This is a genomic window from Desulfonatronum lacustre DSM 10312, from assembly GCF_000519265.1.
Classification (GTDB): Bacteria; Desulfobacterota; Desulfovibrionia; order Desulfovibrionales; family Desulfonatronaceae; genus Desulfonatronum; species Desulfonatronum lacustre.
Genome location: NZ_KI912608.1, coordinates 416,605 through 432,722, shown reverse-complemented (window position 1 = coordinate 432,722; position 16,118 = coordinate 416,605). Strand labels below are relative to the sequence as shown.

The window sequence follows — 16,118 nt, the reverse complement described above, 5'->3', positions numbered from 1 at the left end:
CAGGCCGTCCAAGCCCGGCAAGCCGGGGGAGGACGGCTTTTTTGTTCACTTCACGACACGGGAGGCTTTCCATGCTCATGAATCGAAACCACTTCGCCAACCGTTTCAAGGCATTGGCCGTATCCCTGTTCCTGCTCTCCAGCGCCTGGCCAGCCCTGGCCGCGCCCCAGGGCAGCGTTGTCCAGGCAGCCGAAGAAACCTCGCCCCTGTTCACCCAGGCCCAGCGCAGCGCGGACCGAGACGGCTACACCCTGATCACCACCCCGGAACTGCGTCGGTTGATGGACGAAAATCCTGACGTGCTGCTGGTGGACGTGCGCTTTTCCTACGAGTTCGTTTCCGGCCATATGCCCGAGGCCGTGAGCCTGCCCGTGGATCTGCGCGACCGGGGCGACCTGCCCCCCGAGCGCCGCCAAGCCATGCTGGACACCTTCGGGCCGGACAAGGATCGGCCCATCGTGATCTACTGCCGGGACTTTCGCTGACTGCTCAGCGAGATCGCCGCAGCCTGGGCCGTGCGCCTGGGATACGCCAACGTCATCCGCTACCCCGCCGGGTACATCGCCTGGCGCGAACACTACCCGGACCTTCAAGTCTGCGAAGTCCGATCTCATCGGCTCCAGCCCGGTCAGTACTTCCCGCCCTGCGTGCTCACCGCCTCGGACAGAACGGAGGATTTCGCCTACCTGGGGCTGGAGCAGGAATCGGCCAATTTTTTCCTGGCCGACGTGCCCGCGGAGTTCGTCCTGCTCAAGTACTACGGCGAGCACTGCCACCAGTGCGTCCAGGAGGTGGAGCAATATAACCGTCTGTTCACCCTGCTCCACAACGACCCCGGAGTCGGACCGCGCCTGAAAATGATCGGCATCGGCGTGGGCGACACCCAGCGCAGCGTGCTGCGCTTCAAGCGCTCGCACCACGTGCCGTATCCGCTCCTGCCCGACGAACGCCAAGTCATGTTCGAATCCGTGGGCGCCGGTGAAATCCCGCTGATCTACCTGGTCAAAATCCTGCCCGACGCCCGGGTCCAGGTGGTGCTGTACCACGAGGGAGGGTTGGAGGACGTGGATGCGTTGTTCGAACTGATCAGGAAGGCCGTGGTGGCGCAATAGGGAGGAAAAGTGGGGCTTGTGCGATCTTGAGAGGTCTCTTAACATACTTCGGTTACGCGGCCTTTTTGATCACCCTCAACCAGGAAGAATCGCTCACCATGCCCGCCACCACCTCCTTGCAATCCCTCCACGTCATGGTCTGGACCGCCTTGATGGCCTCCTTGATCGCCGTGGGGTCGTTTTTGTCCATTCCCCTGGGGCCGGTGCCCTTTTCCATGCAGCCCTTGTTCATCATGCTGGCCGGTTTTCTGCTGGGCTGGCCCCACGGGATGATCGCGGTCCTGCTCTTCGTCGCCGCCGGGAGCATCGGCCTGCCCGTCTTCGCCGGGGGGAAATCCGGCCTGGCCGTGCTTTTCGGCCCCACGGGCGGCTATCTGATCGGCTTCGTCCTGGCCGCCGGGGCCATCGGCCTGCTCACCCAGGCTCGGAAGACCGCCCGGACACCCAGCCAAACACCCAGTTGGGCCCTCGGCTTGCTGGCCGGACTGCTGGGTCTGGCCCTGCTCTACGCTTGTGGCCTGCTCAACCTGGTCCGCGTTCTGGACATCGGCTGGAACAAAGCCCTGACCATCGGCTTCCTGCCGTTCATCCTGCAGGATCTGGTCAAGCTGGTCATGGCCGTGGCCACCTGGCGGATCATGCACGGTCGGGGGTTGCTGCCACGGTGATCAGCGCCGCCTCGGTTCATTTTGCCTATGCGCCGTCCGCTCCCATCCTCCGGGACATAGCCTTCACTCTGGACAAAGGGCGAATCCTCGGCCTCGTCGGTCCCAACGGAGCTGGCAAGTCGACGCTGCTCGCTCTGTTGGCCGGACTGCTGCCGCCTTCATCCGGCACCCTCCGGGTCGCTGGAAAGGACGCGCTTCAGGATGGCGAGACGGTGCGACGCAAAGCCGCCCTGGTGCTCCAGGAGGCGGATCTGAGCATTATCGGGACCACCATCGACGAGGACATTTGTCTGGGGCTGGCTCCTGAGCGCCGCGGCGAAGCCCTGGATCTGGCCGCCCGTCTGCACCTGCCCGGGCCGGACACCCCGGTGCATACCCTGTCCCACGGCCAGAAACGCAAACTCTGCCTGGCCACGGCCCTGCTGCCCCGCCCGGAACTGCTGCTCCTGGACGAACCCTTTGCCGGGCTGGACTATCCGGGCATCCGGGAAATCCGGACCATGCTCCAGGCCAACCGGGACAGCGGCCTGACCCAGATCATCGCCTGCCACGACCTGGAACCCCTGGCCGATCTGGCCGACCTGTGGCTGGTCCTGTCCGGCGGTCGCCAAACGGCCTTTGGCCCGGCCCGGGAGGTCTTCCCCCTTCTGGAGTCCCTGGACGTGCGCCCGCCTTGCTCCTGGCGAGCCGGGCTGGGCATCCTGCCCTGGGACGATCGCCACGCCCCATCTCCGGCCCCGACCCCACTCACCTGAAAGCATGACCTTCATCCCCCTGCTCGCCCCAACCCCACGCGACGGACTCGGCCGCGCCCTCCTGGCCCTGGACGCCCGCCCCAAGCTGGCCTTTGCCCTGCTCGTCGGCATGGTCCTCTGGCAGCTTCCCCTGCCGATCTTGTTTTTTCTGACGCTGTTCGCCGGGGCGTCCTGCCGGGCCCTGGGGGGATTCACCAGGGCCAACGGGACGTTGTGGCGGATGGCGTTTCTTTTTGTTTCGGTCTGGTCCGGACTCAAGTGCGGACTGGATATCTGGGCAGGGGCCGAGCTGCTCGCCGGATTGGGAGCGGGAGCCGAGTTGGGGGTCAGGCTGACAACACTTCTCCTGCTGGGCTTCACCCTGACCCTGTCCACCTCCCCGCGTCGGTTGGGCCTCGGCCTGGCCTGGTACCTGCGGCCCGTGCTCGGCTCCCGAGCCTGGAAAACCGCCCTGGCCCTGAGCCTGATGATCCATTTCCTGCCCCTGGCCCTGGCGGCTGTCGGCGGACTGCGCCAAGGCCTGACCATGCGCTGGCCGGACTGCCCCTGGACGACCCGCCTCCGCCTGATCCCCCTGGCCCTGCTCCGGGTACTCAGTCAGACAACATGGACCCAAACCCTGGCCGTGGCCGCCCGAGATCTGGATTGCCCCGAGGCCTGGCGACCGGAACGAGCGGTTAAACCTGAAGAATGGGCTGCGGTCCTGATCCCGATTCTGGTCTTGGGTGTCCTTTGGGGAGTGCTTTCGCAACTTGGCCTGATTCTGACGGAATAACGAGCCGTTCAATAAATCTTGCGCTTGGCGAAACTGGAGCCCAGCACGTTGAATGTGTTTTCCACGACGAAAATGGCGTGCTCGTCCTTGGAAAAAACAAGCTCTTCCAGGCGTTTTAAGACGATGTTGTTGGTGATGGCCATGATGATGTCCTTATCCTTCCGGGAGTAAGCCCCGTGACCGCGGATGAACGTCGCGCCCATCTTCAGGTGGTTGATCATTTCGTCGGCGATCTCCTGGCTGCGATCGGAGATGATCAGGACGAGCTTGCGTTGGTTGAACAAGCCCAGGGTGGATTCCAGGACCACGGAGGTGATGAATACAAGAATCAGGGAGGCAATGATCAGGTCAATGTCCAGCACCAGCAAGCTGACGCTGAACAAGGCAAAATTGAAGATAAAGTAGGTTTTCCCGATGCCGATGTTGTACTTCTGGTTCAACAACACGGCCACCACGTCCAGCCCTCCGTTGGACCCCAGGGAGCGCAGCACGATGCCCGCCCCGAAACCGATGATCCCTCCGGCGGCAATGGCCGCGTAAAGCTGGTCCTGAATGCCGAAGTCCAGATCGATCAGCTCGTAGGTCAAGGTGGCGACGACCATGGCATACAGGCTGTAGAAAAAAAATCGCCGACTGACATTGACCCAGCCCACCACGAACAAAGGGATGTTCAAAAGAAAGTACACAATGCCGGCGGATACCACCGGGAACGCATAAAAGATCAGCAGTCCGACGCCGAACACCCCGCCGGGAACGAACGCGTGATGCACCACGATGCCCTTCATCGCGGCGGAAATGATCACCGACCCAACGGTGATCAACAAAAGGTTCCACCAGATCGTATACGTAAATCTCTCAACCCGCTTCGTCATCCTCGGCCTCCAAAGAAAAAGGAAAAGGGTCGCGATGATCACCCATCGCAACCCTTCGTTGTTCCACTGGTCGGGGCGAGAGGATTTGAACCTCCGGCCCCCTGCTCCCAAGGCAGGTGCGCTGCCAAACTGCGCTACGCCCCGATCCCCGAACAACTAGTCGAATCAATGAAGTAAGGCAAGTCCGCGGCGGACTTGCCCCAGGGCAATTTTGTTCTCAATCCCTGCCCGCTATCTGAATCGGTATCGAAATCGAAATCGCGATCGAAATCGAACATCATCTCCAATAACGATGGTGTAATCACGAGGTGTTGCACTGCATTTTCCAATTCCAATTCCGATTCCGATTTCGATCGCGACGTGGATTTTGATGAGAACAGATTGGCCCTGAGTATTGCCCGCTACGACCCGACGCGTCAAAAATCAATGCCTTTTAACGCCCCCTGGCCCTGGTTGAAGGGGTGTTTGACGGGGAGCATTTCCGTAATCAGGTCCGCCTGGCGCCCGAGCCATTCCGGGAGACCGCGCCCGGTAAGGACCAGATGCACGTCTCGCTCTCGGGCCCTGTCCAGCAAGGCTTGCAGTTCTTTCTGCTCCAGCACGCCCGCGCCCAGGGCGTACAGGAGCTCGTCCAACACCAGGACCTGGACGTCGGCTTCGACCTTGGACGAGACCCAGGCCAGGGTGCTCAGGGCCGCCTCCCGGTGCCTGGTCCGGTCCTGGTTGTCCCGAAAAAATCCCAGACCGCCGACAAGGAAGTCGTCACCGAGCTGGGACGCCAGAAACCGTTGTTCCCCGGCAACGTCGTCCCGTTTCATGAACTGCGCGCAGGCCACGCGCAGGCCGTGTCCCAGGGCCCTGATGATCTGCCCCATGGCCGCGGAAGTCTTGCCTTTGCCGTCTCCGGTGTACACCACGATCACGTCGATGCCTCCAGCGGCATGATTTCCATGCCGTGTCCTTCCACCGGAGCGCCGCACGCTCGGCACGCTCCGTCACGCATTCCAATGTTGGCGGCCTGAAACCCGTTACGACGAAGCAGAGCCGCCCCGCATCCGGAACATTCGGTCTGTTCGCCGGCAACCCCGGTGATGTTGCCGACATAGACATGAAACAATCCGGACTCCTTGCCGATCTCCCAGGCCCGCCGCAAAGTTTGCGGCGGAGTAGGCGGTCTGTCCAGCATGACATGGTCCGGATGAAAGCGCGACAGGTGCCAGGGTGTTTGGGGCCCCAATTCCCGGCAAATGAAGTCGGCCATGGCCCGCAATTCGCCAGGGTCGTCATTCAGTCCGGGGATGAGCAAGGTGGTGACTTCCAACCACCACCCCAGCCCGCGAATGATCTTCAGATTGTCCAGAACAGGCTGAAGCCCGGCCCCGCAGATGTCTTTGTAGAACCCTTCGGTGAACGCCTTCAGGTCGATGTTCGCCGCGTTGATCAACGGCCCCCAGGACTCCAGGCATTCCCTGCTTTGAAACCCGTTGGACACGATAATGTTCCCCAGACCCCGCTCCCCGGCCCGCGTGGCGACGTCTTCCACCAGTTCGAAAAATACCGTGGGCTCCGAATAGGTGTATGAGATGCTGGCGGCCTTGGAACGCACGGCCAAGTCCACCACGGCTTCCGCTTGCACCCGCTCCCCCCGCACGGCCTCACCCCGGCGCGGCGGCTGGGACAAGCTGGAATTCTGGCAAAAGGAGCAGGACAGATTGCAGCCCATGGTTCCCAGGGAGAGGGTCTTGGTGCCGGGGAAATAGTGATACAGCGGCTTCTTCTCCACCGGATCGAGGTTCAGCGCGGCCACGGTGTCCCGAACCAGGGTATACAACCGGCCTTGCCGATTGACCCGCACGCCGCATCGTCCTCGCTCGGCCTCGGCGATCACGCAGAAGTGAGCGCAAAGCCGACACTGCACCTTTTCCTCCTTGAGCGGCTTCCAGAGACGGGCCTCATCCGTTGGACAATTCAGGAACGTGTTCATCACCACCTCCTCGCTGGTTCCAATTCGGGCCTCTCTCGGCCTTATACCAATTCTACTTCGGCAATGCGTTATTCGCTTGAGAAAATGCAGTTATCGGGGTCGGCGTCGGTATCGGGATCGGGATCGATACTGTTTGTTCGCCAATAATCCTAATTCGACCCCGATACCGATACCGATACCGATACCGAAAGAGAAGCTTTGCATTAAAATGGTCTTACTCCCGCCTTCCGGGTGCCCTTTGCTCCCTAGGCATGCGACCATGCGGCACGCGCGGGTCCGGCTTGGTCATGCCACGCCAGGTGTTTTCAGGCCAGGTAATTTCCGGAGTGATCAGCAACGGTCCGAAAAGCACCTCGGTTTCCTGCTTTTCCTCCGGGGGCGGGACCACATGGATCACCCTGTCCCCCAAGTCGCCGCCGGGACCGGGATTCCTGTCCATGTACATCCGGGTTCCCGGTTTTGCTTCCCCGGAAGGGCCGACTCGGATCACGGAGTCGCCCGAGCGCTCGTCCGTGCCAATGTACGCTCCACCTGCCGCTTGAGCCAGGATGTGCGACCTCCATGACTCCTCGGCGGTCGCGAAACACGGAAACACGGCCACGACGAATCCAAGCCCGAATATCCATATCCATCGACAAAGCATCCCATACCTCCTTATCCTGACGCTACACTCATCGAAATCCAAATCCAAATCGAAATCGTGATCGAAATCGAACGCATGTCCAAGAAGATGACGTAATCACGAGGTGATGAACTGCATTTTCCAATTCCAAATTCCGATTCCCATTCCGATTTCGATTTCGATTTCGATACCGATCCAGATAGCGGGTGAGGATCGAGAAGAAATCCGTCCTGGACGAGCCCGAGTATTTTCCTTGAACAATGATCGCGGGAGTGGTAGTTCTCCCGAATCGTTCGTCATCACCTTCCCAAGGAGCAACCGTCATCATGATGCCTCATCGCTCTCAGGCCTATCAACAGGCCGGCGTTGACATCCAGGCAGGCAATCGGCTTGTCGATCGGATCAAGAAAGCCATTTCAACCACCCACACCAAGGGCGTCATTTCGGACATCGGCGGGTTCGGCGGTCTGTTCAAGCCGGACATGAACCAGTTCAACGAGCCGGTGCTGGTCGCGGCCACGGACGGCGTGGGCACCAAGCTGAAGCTGGCCTTCGCCTTTCAGCGCCACGACACCATAGGTATCGACCTGGTAGCCATGAATGTCAACGATATCCTCGTTCAGGGCGCCAAGCCGCTCTTCTTCCTGGACTACTTCGCCACGGGCAAGTTGGACCTGGACCAGGCCGAACAGGTCGTGACCGGCATCGCCGCGGGCTGCAAGGAGGCCGGGTGCGCCCTATTGGGCGGGGAAACCGCCGAGATGCCGGACTTTTATTCTCCAGGAGAGTATGATCTGGCCGGTTTTTGCGTCGGCATCGTCGAAGACACCAAAATCATCGACGGCTCACGTTCCAGCCCCGGAGACCAACTCATCGGGCTGGCCTCCTCGGGATTCCACGCCAACGGCTACTCCCTGGTGCGTAAAGTGCTTGCCGAATCCAGGCTGCAAGGTCAGGACACCTTCCCCGGAACCCAGAACTCCGTGGCTGACGTCCTGCTCAGCCCCACCAAGATCTACGTCAAGCCGGTGCTGAACCTGCTGCGCGACCTGCCCATCAAAGGCATGGTCCACATTACCGGCGGCGGATTTTACGACAACATTCCCCGGATCATCCCCAACCAGTTGCTGGCCTCGATCCAGTTCGGCTCCTGGCCCGTGGCCCAGGAATTTCTGTGGGCCAAACAGGCCGGCCGGCTTTCCTGGGAGGAAATGCACCAAATCTTCAACGTCGGCATCGGCTTCCTGCTCGTGGTGGATAAACAGCACGCCGAAGAGATCATTTCCCGGCTCAACGCCCAGAACCAGGAAGCCTTCCTGATCGGCGAACTCCACGAGCGCAAGGATAAGGACGAAGAACAGGTGCGGATCGTCTTCTGATCCGAGACGACTGGCGGCATGTTGATACAGCCCGATTCCGCGGGCTGTTCAAAAGCCCGCCCCTCAGCCCAGATATGGATTGAAGTAGCCGAAGCGAATCCACGGAGCTTGATGTCGCAGCTCCTGGATCATTGATCGCAAGTCCATTCCGGTCTCCCGCTCCTCGCTCATGTCCCCATACAAACCAAGATATACCTCCGGATCGAGATTCATGTTCCGGAGCTGGATGAAATCCACTCGTTCGGCCCTGACCAAGTCGATCAGGGCCGCGACGTCTTCGGGCCTGTCGCTGATCCCCGGAAAAAATAGATAATTCAGGGACACGAACAGGCCACCTTGCTTGGCCTTGCGGATGCTTTCCCGCACGTCACTGAAGGCGTAGCCCTGGGGGCGATGGTATCGCGCATACACCGCTTCCCGAGCGCTGTTCAGGCTGACCCGGATCGAGGACATCCCGGCCCGGACCAGATCCGGAATCGTCTCCGGCAGACCGGCGTTGGTGTTCACGTTCACGGTCCCTTGGCCGCCGGAGGCCCGAAAATCCTGTACCGCCCGGGCGATCAATTCCGCCTCGGTCAAAGGCTCGCCCTCGCACCCCTGGCCAAAGGAAAAAATGGCCCGGGGTTCCCGTTGTCCATGCTGGTTCATGATTTCCACGATTTCCCGGGCCGAAGGCTGAAACCGGATCCGGTTCTGGGTGGAGGGAAAGCCCGAGTCCGGCGGTTGCAGGGACAAACAGCCCACGCAGCGGGCATTGCAGGAACGCGACGTGGGCAAGGGCGCTTCGTACCGCCCCAGGGCCAGGTTTCGAGCCGCCGGGCAGGACGAGACCAGGGCGCAGTCGGCCAGATGCCGAACCAGCCGATTGTTGGGAAACGTCTTCAACCATTGCCTGGCCCCGGCCTGGATCCGCTTCGGAGAGATGCCCTCAAATCGTTGTCGCGGGTCTTCATCCACCCGGGTCGCGCAGACCCAAAACCGCCCCCGGGCATACCCCACCGCGCCGTACGCGAACAGCGGCAGAACCGGAGCGCCGGGATCCGTCTCATAGGCGCAAACCGCGCTCAGCGTATGCCCCGGACTGACAAAGGCCGCCACTGCGGTCCGATCTCCCGCCTCGATCCGCCCTCGGTCCCCGTCCCAGCCCAGGGCACGCCGACCAGGGAGCAAAAACAACTCGCATTCCTTCGGTAGCGGGATCAGTTCCTCGGGCTCCGGACGTCGAAATTCCCAGCCACTCCGGCACACCATGCCCAGGGAAGGATGATCGAAGATCCGTCCGCGCCGGTCCGCGAAGACCATGCGGGGATTGACGTCGACGTGCTTGTTCATGTTCGGGCCTCTCTCCATCAGCGTTTTTTCCGCCCCGACGGATAGGACATCCTCCGTTCCTTGGCAATCCGTGGTTGATCTCGTTTTTTCAAGAGAATTCTCTCCACAAGGTTGACCTGATCCGTTTCGTTGCTCAGAATACGCGACCAGAACCTTCAGACGACGTAACCATTCGGCTGATCCGTGAAAAGGCTGGATACCCGCCTTCGCGGGTATGACTGGTTCCAAGACGCCACGGCAAGACAAGTCATTCCCGCAGAGGCACGAATCCAATGCCGAAATGAGGCCGCACGCAAAATGCGCTGACTTGGTTACTCCGATTTTAAACCTTTGCAACCCTTATGCCTTTCGGGAGGAATCATGACCGGAATAAAACCCAAGGCGGCCATCTTCGATCTGGGCGGCGTGTTGACCAGCACCGACCATCTGCACGCCAAGGCTTGGGAGCAGATCCTCAATCCGTTCCTGGAAAACGTCGCCGAAAAGGAAGGCAGCCCGTTCCGGCCCTTTGACCCCCAAGGCGACTACCGCAACCATCTGGAACGCCGTCCGGGCTTTGAAGGAGCGCTGAGTTTTTTCAAATCCCGAAACATCGAACCGCCCTATGGTCGCTCGGATGACTCGGCCGAAGCCCAGACCATCCACGGCTTGTGTCGTCGAAAAAACGACCTGTTCCTGGACATGCTCAACACCCATGGCCCGAAAATCATCGACTCCTCGGTCGAACTCCTGAAATCCCTCAAAAACGATGGCTTTCAAATCGGAATCACCTCTTCCAGCCTGAACTGCGACTGCATTCTGAAGCTTGCGGGTCTGGAAGGCCTGTACGACGTGCGCATGGATGACGAAATGCTCCGCGAACAAAGCCTGCGGGAAAAACCCCATCCGGACATGCTCCTGGCCGCGGCCAAGGCCATGGGCCGGTACCCCGGGGAATGCCTGGTGGTGGACGACGCCCTGGCCGGGGTCCAGGCCGGACGGGCCGGCAACTTCGGAATGGTCATCGGCCTGGCTCGCAACGGCGAAGGAGAAATGCTGCGCCAGTTCGGCGCGGACATGGTCTTGGGCGACTTATCGGAAACCTGCCCCGAGGACATCCGGGCCTGGTTCGAGCACGAACTGCCCGGGGACGGCTGGAAGCTCGCCTATGTCGGCCTGGATCGCGGTGACGAGAAGCTGCGCGAAACCCTGACCACCGTGGGCAACGGCTACATCGGCACGCGAGGGTGTTTTGAAGGCGAGCGGGCCTCCTTCAACCATTACCCCGGAACCTACATGGCGGGCATTTTCAACCGCGTCCCGAGCATGGTCCACGGCAAGGAAATCTTCAACAACGACTTCGTGAACTGCCCGAACTGGCTGCCCGTGGAATTCAAGATCGGCAACGGCAAATTCCTGAGCCCGCTGCAAATGGAACTGCTCAGCTACAAGCAGGAGTTGGATCTGCGCCGCGGCGTGCTCCAACGGACCATGATCTGCCGGGACGTCCACGGCCTGATCACCCGGATTCAGTCCAAACGTCTGGCCAGTATGGCCGAGCCGCATCTCTGCGCGCTGCGCTTCGAGCTGACGCCCATCAACTACTCCGCGCCCATCACCATGCGGGTCAGCCTGGACGGCAACGTGGAAAACGCAGGCGTGCCCCGGTATTCCCAGCTGACGTCCAAGCACCTGGAGCTGATGCACTCCGGCCGAACTTCCGGCGGAGTCTGCCTGCGGGTCAAGACCACCGGCTCCGGCTACCAGATCCACATGGAGGCCCAAAGTCGTCTGCTGGAGGAGAACAAGCCCCTGTCTCCGGAACGTGAGGTTTTCAAGAACGACGCGGAAATCGGGGAGGAATTGCGCTTCCATGCCCATGAGAACCGAACCTACGCCCTGGAAAAGATCGTCGCGGTGTACAGCTCCCTGGACGGAGTCCAGGATCTGGGCAGTGCGGCTTCCAACCTGGCCGGAAAACAGGCGTCCTTCGCCAAGATTTGCAGCGCCCACGAACGCGCCTGGGCCGCGCTGTGGGACAAGGCGGACATCCGCATCCAGGGCGACCGCTTCATTCAGCGCACCACCCGGCTGCACATCTACCACCTCCTGACCACGGCCTCGCCCCACAACCGTCTGCTCTACACCGGGATGCCCGCCCGAGGGCTGCACGGCGAGGCCTACCGCGGTCATATTTTCTGGGACGAGATCTACATCCTGCCGTTTTTCGATCTCCACTTTCCGGAAATCTCCCGTTCCCTGCTGCTCTACCGCTATCACCGACTGGACGGGGCCCGGGAATACGCCCGGCAATACGGATACAAGGGCGCCATGTACCCCTGGCAGACCGCGGACGGCGGGGACGAGGAAACCCAGGAAATCCACTACAACCCCGCCGGCAAGACCTGGGACCCGGATCTCAGCCGCCGTCAACGCCACGTTTCCATCGCCATTTTCGCCAATGTCTGGCGCTACGTAAACTGGTCCAAGGACGAGCGATTCCTGCGGGACCACGGCGCGGAAATGCTTCTGGAAATCGCCCGGTTCTGGGCGGACATCGCCAGGTTCGATCCCGAGACGGACCGCTACCACATCGAGGGCGTGATGGGACCGGACGAGTTCCATGAAAAGCTGCCTGGATCCGAGGAGCCCGGCATCAAGGACAACGCCTACACCAACGTCATGGTGGTCTGGCTCCTGGAACGGGCACTGGAACTGGTGGAGCGCCTGCCCGCCGCGACCATGAAGAAGCTGCGCGAGCAGATCGGCTTCGACCTCTCGGAGACGGAGAAGTGGCGGGACATGATCCACAAACTGAACGTGCTGCTGTCTCCTGATGGCATCATCCACCAGTTCGACGGATATATGGACTTGAAAGAGCTGGACTGGGACGCCTACCGCCGCCGCTACTACGACATCCATCGCATGGACCGCATCCTCAAGGCCGAGGGGGACAGCCCGGACCACTATAAACTGGCCAAGCAGGCCGACGTGCTGATGATGTACTACCTGCTGGACCCCGGCGAGGTGGCGCACATTCTGCGCGAACTCGGGCACGAGATCGAAGACCCCTTGGAACTGCTCCAGAAGAATTACGACTTCTACGAACCGCGCACCAGCCACGGTTCCACCTTGAGCAAGGTGGTCCACGCCGTGGTTTCCTACTTCATCCACTCCGACGCCGGAACGTGGCGCTGGTTCGTGGAAGCCATGAAAAGCGACGTCTACGACACCCAGGGCGGGACCACCAAGGAGGGCATCCATACCGGAGTGATGGCCGCCACCCTGGACATTATCTTGCGCTGCTTCGCCGGGCTGCAACTCACCGGAGAGCATCCCGTGATCCAGCCCCGGCTGCCGGAGCACTGGCAAAAGCTGTCCTTCCGCTTCCAGCTCCAGCGGACCTGGTACGATGTGGAGTTGGAACACGGCCGAGCCAGGCTGTCCATCACCGGCCGCGAGGGCGAGGAACGGACCATCGCCCTGGACGACAAGACGTTCCACCTGCTTCCGGGCCGATGCACCGAAGCTGATTTTCCGGATGACCCCATGCCCATGGATTGGCGGATCGAGGTATGAACAGGTTCATCCAAAACACCGTACAGGTGGGCGATCCCGACGCCCGAATGGTCCACGCGCCGGAAACACGAAAACGAGACGTCTTCGATCCACAATCGACCAACATTTTCCTGGTCGGGCTCCGGGCCAGCGGCAAGTCCACCCTGGGCAAACTCCTGGCTGAGCGCCTGGAGATGCGCTTCGTGGACACCGACGCTCTGGTTGTGGACAAGGCCGGACGGAGCATCGCCGACATCGTGGCCGAGGACGGCTGGGATACCTTTCGCGTCCTGGAGTCCGAGGCCTTACGGGAGGTCTGCGCCCGGCGCGGCCAGGTCGTGGCCACCGGTGGCGGCATCGTCCTGGCCGCGGATAATCAAGAACTGATTCAACAATCCGGAACAACCTTCTATTTGATGGCCGAAATCTCCACCCTGCTCGGACGATTGAACGCGGCACCCACTCCGGACCACCGACCGCCCCTCTCCGGCCTGACTCCGGAGCAGGAACTGATCCAAAGCAATATCCAGCGCAGCCCGATCTACATGAATCTGGCCGACCATATTCTGCGCTCCGAGGACAGCCTTGACGCCGTTCTCCAGAACGCCAAGGAGAAACTCAATGCCCGATGATGCTTTTTACAAAAACGTACAGGCCCTCCATCAGCACACATCAAAATTTACATTTTTGAAGAGTATTTTCGTGCGCCGACAAACGGCTGAAACGCCACCTTTTCGTTATTCTTCTTCTTTCTCCAAATGGCCTTGAACTTGAATGCTCCTCGTCACGGTTCTCAATTTGTAACTATTCAGCATAGAGTAATACCGTTGCCGGGGTCGGAGTCGGGATCGGTATCGGGATCGAAAACGCTGGGAAGCGTTCATAATTTTTCCTATTCCTATTCCGATTCCGATTCCGATAGCGACCCCGACTCCGATTGCCGGAGCAAGGGCGGACACGAAATGTGCTGAGTAGATACTTCAATTTTTAACATTCGGAGGTTCCCCCGCATGACCGATTCACCCGTATTCAACTGCAAAAATGCCGACGACGTGATGAAGGCGGTGCGCGACTACAATGTCAGCTTCGTTCAATTCTGGTTCGTGGACGTCATCGGAACCCTGAAGAGCTTTCAGATCACCATCAGTGAATTGGAAAACGCTTTTGAAGAAGGCATGGGCTTCGACGGATCTTCCATTCTCGGCTTCGCCCGGATCCACGAAAGCGACATGGTCGCTATTCCGGACCCGACAACCTTTCAGATGGTCCCCTGGCGTCCCATGGACCGCCCGGTGGCCCGGATGTTCTGCGACATCAAAAACCCCGATGGAACATCCTATGTCGCGGACAGCCGGTACGTTCTCAAGCGCATCCTGAGCAAGGCCGCGGAAAAGGGGTACACGTTCTACGTCGGCCCGGAACTGGAATTCTTTCTGTTCGACTCCGCCCACGAACCGATCATCATCGACCAGGGCGGATACTTCGACGCCCCGCCTCTGGATCTAGGCAACGATGTCCGCCGGGACATCATCTTCGCCCTGAACCGCATGGGCATCACCGTGGAGTACAGCCATCACGAGGTGGCCCCCAGCCAGCACGAGATCGACCTGCGCTACGCCGAGGCCTTGCAAATGGCCGACATCGCCGTGACCTACAAGGTCGTGTGCAAGGAGATCGCCCGCAAGCACGGCTGCTACTGCTCCTTCATGCCCAAACCCATCTTCGGTCAGAACGGCAGTGGGATGCACACCCACCAGTCCTTGTTTAAGAACGGCAAGAACATCTTTTACGACGCCAACGACAAGCATTTTCTCAGCGCTGAATGCAAGAGCTACATCGCCGGCCTGCTCAAGCACGCCCCGGAATTCTGCGCCGTCACCAACCAGTGGGTGAACTCCTACAAACGGCTGGTTCCGGGCTACGAAGCCCCGGTCTACCTGGCCTGGGCCCGTCGTAACCGCTCTTCCCTGGTCCGGGTGCCGCTGTACAAGCCCGGCAAGGAGGTCGCCACCCGCGTGGAGCTGCGCTCCCCTGACCCGGCCTGCAACCCTTACCTGGCCTTCGCCGTGATGCTCGCCGCCGGCCTCAAGGGCATGGAAGAGAACTACAAACTGCCGGACCCCGTGGAAGAGGACATCTTTGAAATGTCCGCCTCGGAACGTTCCCAGCACCATATCGACGCCTTGCCGGGCAGCCTCGGGGACGCCGTGGCAATCCTTGAGCAAAGCTCTCTGCTCAAGGAAGCTCTGGGCGAACATATCTTTTCCAAGTTCATCGAAAACAAGAAAAAGGAATGGGACGACTACCGCATCCAGGTGTCCCAGTACGAAATCGACCGGTACCTGCCTCTGCTGTAGATTTCGATCAAGCCCGAGAACAAGAACGCCCCGGCACCTTTGAAGGCGCCGGGGCGTTCTCGTTCTTAGCGAACCCTGTAAATACGGTATTATCAGCGGGAGAACTCTACCTGGGAGGGTACCGAGCCCAATCCGCGGTGGACGTTCATGCCCACCAACCGCCACCTGTATGAAGCGTCGGGATCCCACTCGCAATATAAGATCCGGATCACCCCGTTTTGCCGTTTGAACTCGCTGGAACCGTCGCCCAGGCGAACCCTTTCGGTCACCTCAAAGGGGCAGTCCGGACAATCCTCCGCGGTGTCCAGGCGCATCCACTCCAAATAGACGAATCCGAGCTTGTTGGCAGCCCCGTGCACCAGAGCCCTCGCGTCCAGACACGCTCCCTGACGCTGATGCTGGATTTGGCCCCAGGAAAAGCGGTCCTCGTCCAGTCGCGGCTCGGGCCAGCCTTTCTTGCCGCACCCCGTGACGATCACCAGCAGACTCACCGCCACGAAACAGATCATGTACCATCGTCCGAACTTCAGCATGTTCACCTTTATCCTCCACGGCTTCAAAATGTTGCCGGGCCTTGCGGCCAAACCACGCGCGACCAGGCACCGCAAACAACCCCCAAAGTCCATGTGCGCATCTCTAAACCATGTCCTACCTGGAAACAAGACCTTCTTTACTCAAATCCTGAAACGGATTAAGGGAATGCAGTTTTGTCATCATACTGCTTT

Annotated in this window: 14 protein-coding genes and 1 tRNA gene; 8 read left to right on the top strand and 7 right to left on the bottom strand. The window is 60.3% G+C overall.

Annotated elements, in window-relative coordinates:
* Positions 1 to 71: 71 nt before the first annotated feature.
* The 4 genes from DESLA_RS23530 (at position 72) to DESLA_RS0101965 (ending at position 3,310) form a co-directional block, all read left to right on the top strand.
* Positions 72 to 1,112 (top strand): rhodanese-like domain-containing protein, encoded by a 1,041-nt coding sequence (locus DESLA_RS23530; RefSeq protein ID WP_271121201.1) that lies wholly within the window; start codon positions 72 to 74, stop codon positions 1,110 to 1,112.
* A gap of 98 nt (positions 1,113 to 1,210) precedes the next feature.
* Complete coding sequence (locus DESLA_RS0101975) at positions 1,211 to 1,780, top strand: biotin transporter BioY (protein WP_028571180.1); 570 nt, start codon at positions 1,211 to 1,213, stop codon at positions 1,778 to 1,780.
* Complete coding sequence (locus DESLA_RS18165; protein WP_051434295.1) at positions 1,777 to 2,535, top strand: energy-coupling factor ABC transporter ATP-binding protein; 759 nt, start codon at positions 1,777 to 1,779, stop codon at positions 2,533 to 2,535. Before DESLA_RS0101975 ends, DESLA_RS18165 begins: the two co-directional genes overlap by 4 nt.
* A 4-nt stretch (positions 2,536 to 2,539) precedes the next feature.
* Entirely contained in the window at positions 2,540 to 3,310 is a 771-nt protein-coding gene (locus DESLA_RS0101965; RefSeq protein ID WP_051434294.1) for a hypothetical protein, read from the top strand.
* An 8-nt stretch (positions 3,311 to 3,318) separates the two neighbouring features.
* On the opposite strand, the gene DESLA_RS0101960 is transcribed toward DESLA_RS0101965, so the two are convergent.
* From DESLA_RS0101960 to DESLA_RS0101935, 5 genes are all read right to left on the bottom strand, one after another.
* Positions 3,319 to 4,182, bottom strand: a complete 864-nt coding sequence (locus DESLA_RS0101960; protein WP_028571178.1) for a YitT family protein — start codon at positions 4,180 to 4,182, stop codon at positions 3,319 to 3,321.
* A gap of 67 nt (positions 4,183 to 4,249) precedes the next feature.
* A tRNA-Pro gene (locus DESLA_RS0101955) sits at positions 4,250 to 4,326 on the bottom strand.
* 272 nt (positions 4,327 to 4,598) lie between these two features.
* Positions 4,599 to 5,105 (bottom strand): cob(I)yrinic acid a,c-diamide adenosyltransferase, encoded by a 507-nt coding sequence (locus DESLA_RS0101945; protein ID WP_028571176.1) that lies wholly within the window; start codon positions 5,103 to 5,105, stop codon positions 4,599 to 4,601.
* A complete protein-coding gene (amrS, locus tag DESLA_RS18160; protein ID WP_035261220.1) occupies positions 5,102 to 6,166 on the bottom strand; it encodes an AmmeMemoRadiSam system radical SAM enzyme in 1,065 nt (354 codons plus the stop codon). The genes DESLA_RS0101945 and amrS overlap by 4 nt, the downstream gene beginning before the upstream one ends.
* 214 nt (positions 6,167 to 6,380) lie before the next feature.
* Positions 6,381 to 6,809 carry a hypothetical protein gene (locus DESLA_RS0101935; RefSeq protein ID WP_028571175.1) on the bottom strand — a complete coding sequence of 143 codons (429 nt, stop codon included), beginning with the start codon at positions 6,807 to 6,809 and terminating at the stop codon, positions 6,381 to 6,383.
* Positions 6,810 to 7,114: 305 nt separating this feature from the next.
* Here DESLA_RS0101935 and purM point away from each other — a divergent pair, with 305 nt between their 5' ends.
* Positions 7,115 to 8,167, top strand: a complete 1,053-nt coding sequence (purM, locus tag DESLA_RS0101930) for a phosphoribosylformylglycinamidine cyclo-ligase (RefSeq protein ID WP_028571174.1) — start codon at positions 7,115 to 7,117, stop codon at positions 8,165 to 8,167.
* 63 nt (positions 8,168 to 8,230) lie between these two features.
* Here the strand turns inward: purM and DESLA_RS0101925 are convergent, their stop codons facing one another.
* Positions 8,231 to 9,499: a radical SAM family protein gene (locus DESLA_RS0101925; RefSeq protein ID WP_028571173.1), complete on the bottom strand. Its 1,269-nt coding sequence runs from the start codon at positions 9,497 to 9,499 to the stop codon at positions 8,231 to 8,233.
* A 360-nt stretch (positions 9,500 to 9,859) separates the two neighbouring features.
* Between DESLA_RS0101925 and DESLA_RS18155 the strand changes: the two genes are divergently transcribed.
* The 3 genes from DESLA_RS18155 (at position 9,860) to DESLA_RS0101910 (ending at position 15,393) form a co-directional block, all read left to right on the top strand.
* Positions 9,860 to 13,057: an HAD-IA family hydrolase gene (locus DESLA_RS18155; protein WP_051434293.1), complete on the top strand. Its 3,198-nt coding sequence runs from the start codon at positions 9,860 to 9,862 to the stop codon at positions 13,055 to 13,057.
* Positions 13,054 to 13,668 carry a shikimate kinase AroL gene (gene aroL / locus DESLA_RS0101915; RefSeq protein WP_051434292.1) on the top strand — a complete coding sequence of 205 codons (615 nt, stop codon included), beginning with the start codon at positions 13,054 to 13,056 and terminating at the stop codon, positions 13,666 to 13,668. Before DESLA_RS18155 ends, aroL begins: the two co-directional genes overlap by 4 nt.
* A 378-nt stretch (positions 13,669 to 14,046) precedes the next feature.
* Complete coding sequence (locus DESLA_RS0101910) at positions 14,047 to 15,393, top strand: glutamine synthetase family protein (protein WP_028571171.1); 1,347 nt, start codon at positions 14,047 to 14,049, stop codon at positions 15,391 to 15,393.
* Positions 15,394 to 15,485: 92 nt separating this feature from the next.
* On the opposite strand, the gene DESLA_RS0101905 is transcribed toward DESLA_RS0101910, so the two are convergent.
* A complete protein-coding gene (locus tag DESLA_RS0101905; RefSeq protein ID WP_156932836.1) occupies positions 15,486 to 15,932 on the bottom strand; it encodes a hypothetical protein in 447 nt (148 codons plus the stop codon).
* Between the last annotated feature and the right edge of the window lie 186 nt (positions 15,933 to 16,118).

What these genes read in the sequence shown, in the direction of transcription:
- DESLA_RS0101960 (WP_028571178.1), bottom strand. Translation starts at nt 4,182, where the DNA reads ATGACGAAGCGGGTTGAGAGATTTACGTATACGATCTGGTGGAACCTT.
- DESLA_RS0101975 (WP_028571180.1), top strand. Translation starts at nt 1,211, where the DNA reads ATGCCCGCCACCACCTCCTTGCAATCCCTCCACGTCATGGTCTGGACC.
- DESLA_RS0101935 (WP_028571175.1), bottom strand. Translation starts at nt 6,809, where the DNA reads ATGCTTTGTCGATGGATATGGATATTCGGGCTTGGATTCGTCGTGGCC.
- amrS (WP_035261220.1), bottom strand. Translation starts at nt 6,166, where the DNA reads ATGAACACGTTCCTGAATTGTCCAACGGATGAGGCCCGTCTCTGGAAG.
- DESLA_RS18155 (WP_051434293.1), top strand. Translation starts at nt 9,860, where the DNA reads ATGACCGGAATAAAACCCAAGGCGGCCATCTTCGATCTGGGCGGCGTG.
- purM (WP_028571174.1), top strand. Translation starts at nt 7,115, where the DNA reads ATGATGCCTCATCGCTCTCAGGCCTATCAACAGGCCGGCGTTGACATC.
- aroL (WP_051434292.1), top strand. Translation starts at nt 13,054, where the DNA reads ATGAACAGGTTCATCCAAAACACCGTACAGGTGGGCGATCCCGACGCC.
- DESLA_RS0101925 (WP_028571173.1), bottom strand. Translation starts at nt 9,499, where the DNA reads ATGAACAAGCACGTCGACGTCAATCCCCGCATGGTCTTCGCGGACCGG.
- DESLA_RS0101965 (WP_051434294.1), top strand. Translation starts at nt 2,540, where the DNA reads ATGACCTTCATCCCCCTGCTCGCCCCAACCCCACGCGACGGACTCGGC.
- DESLA_RS0101910 (WP_028571171.1), top strand. Translation starts at nt 14,047, where the DNA reads ATGACCGATTCACCCGTATTCAACTGCAAAAATGCCGACGACGTGATG.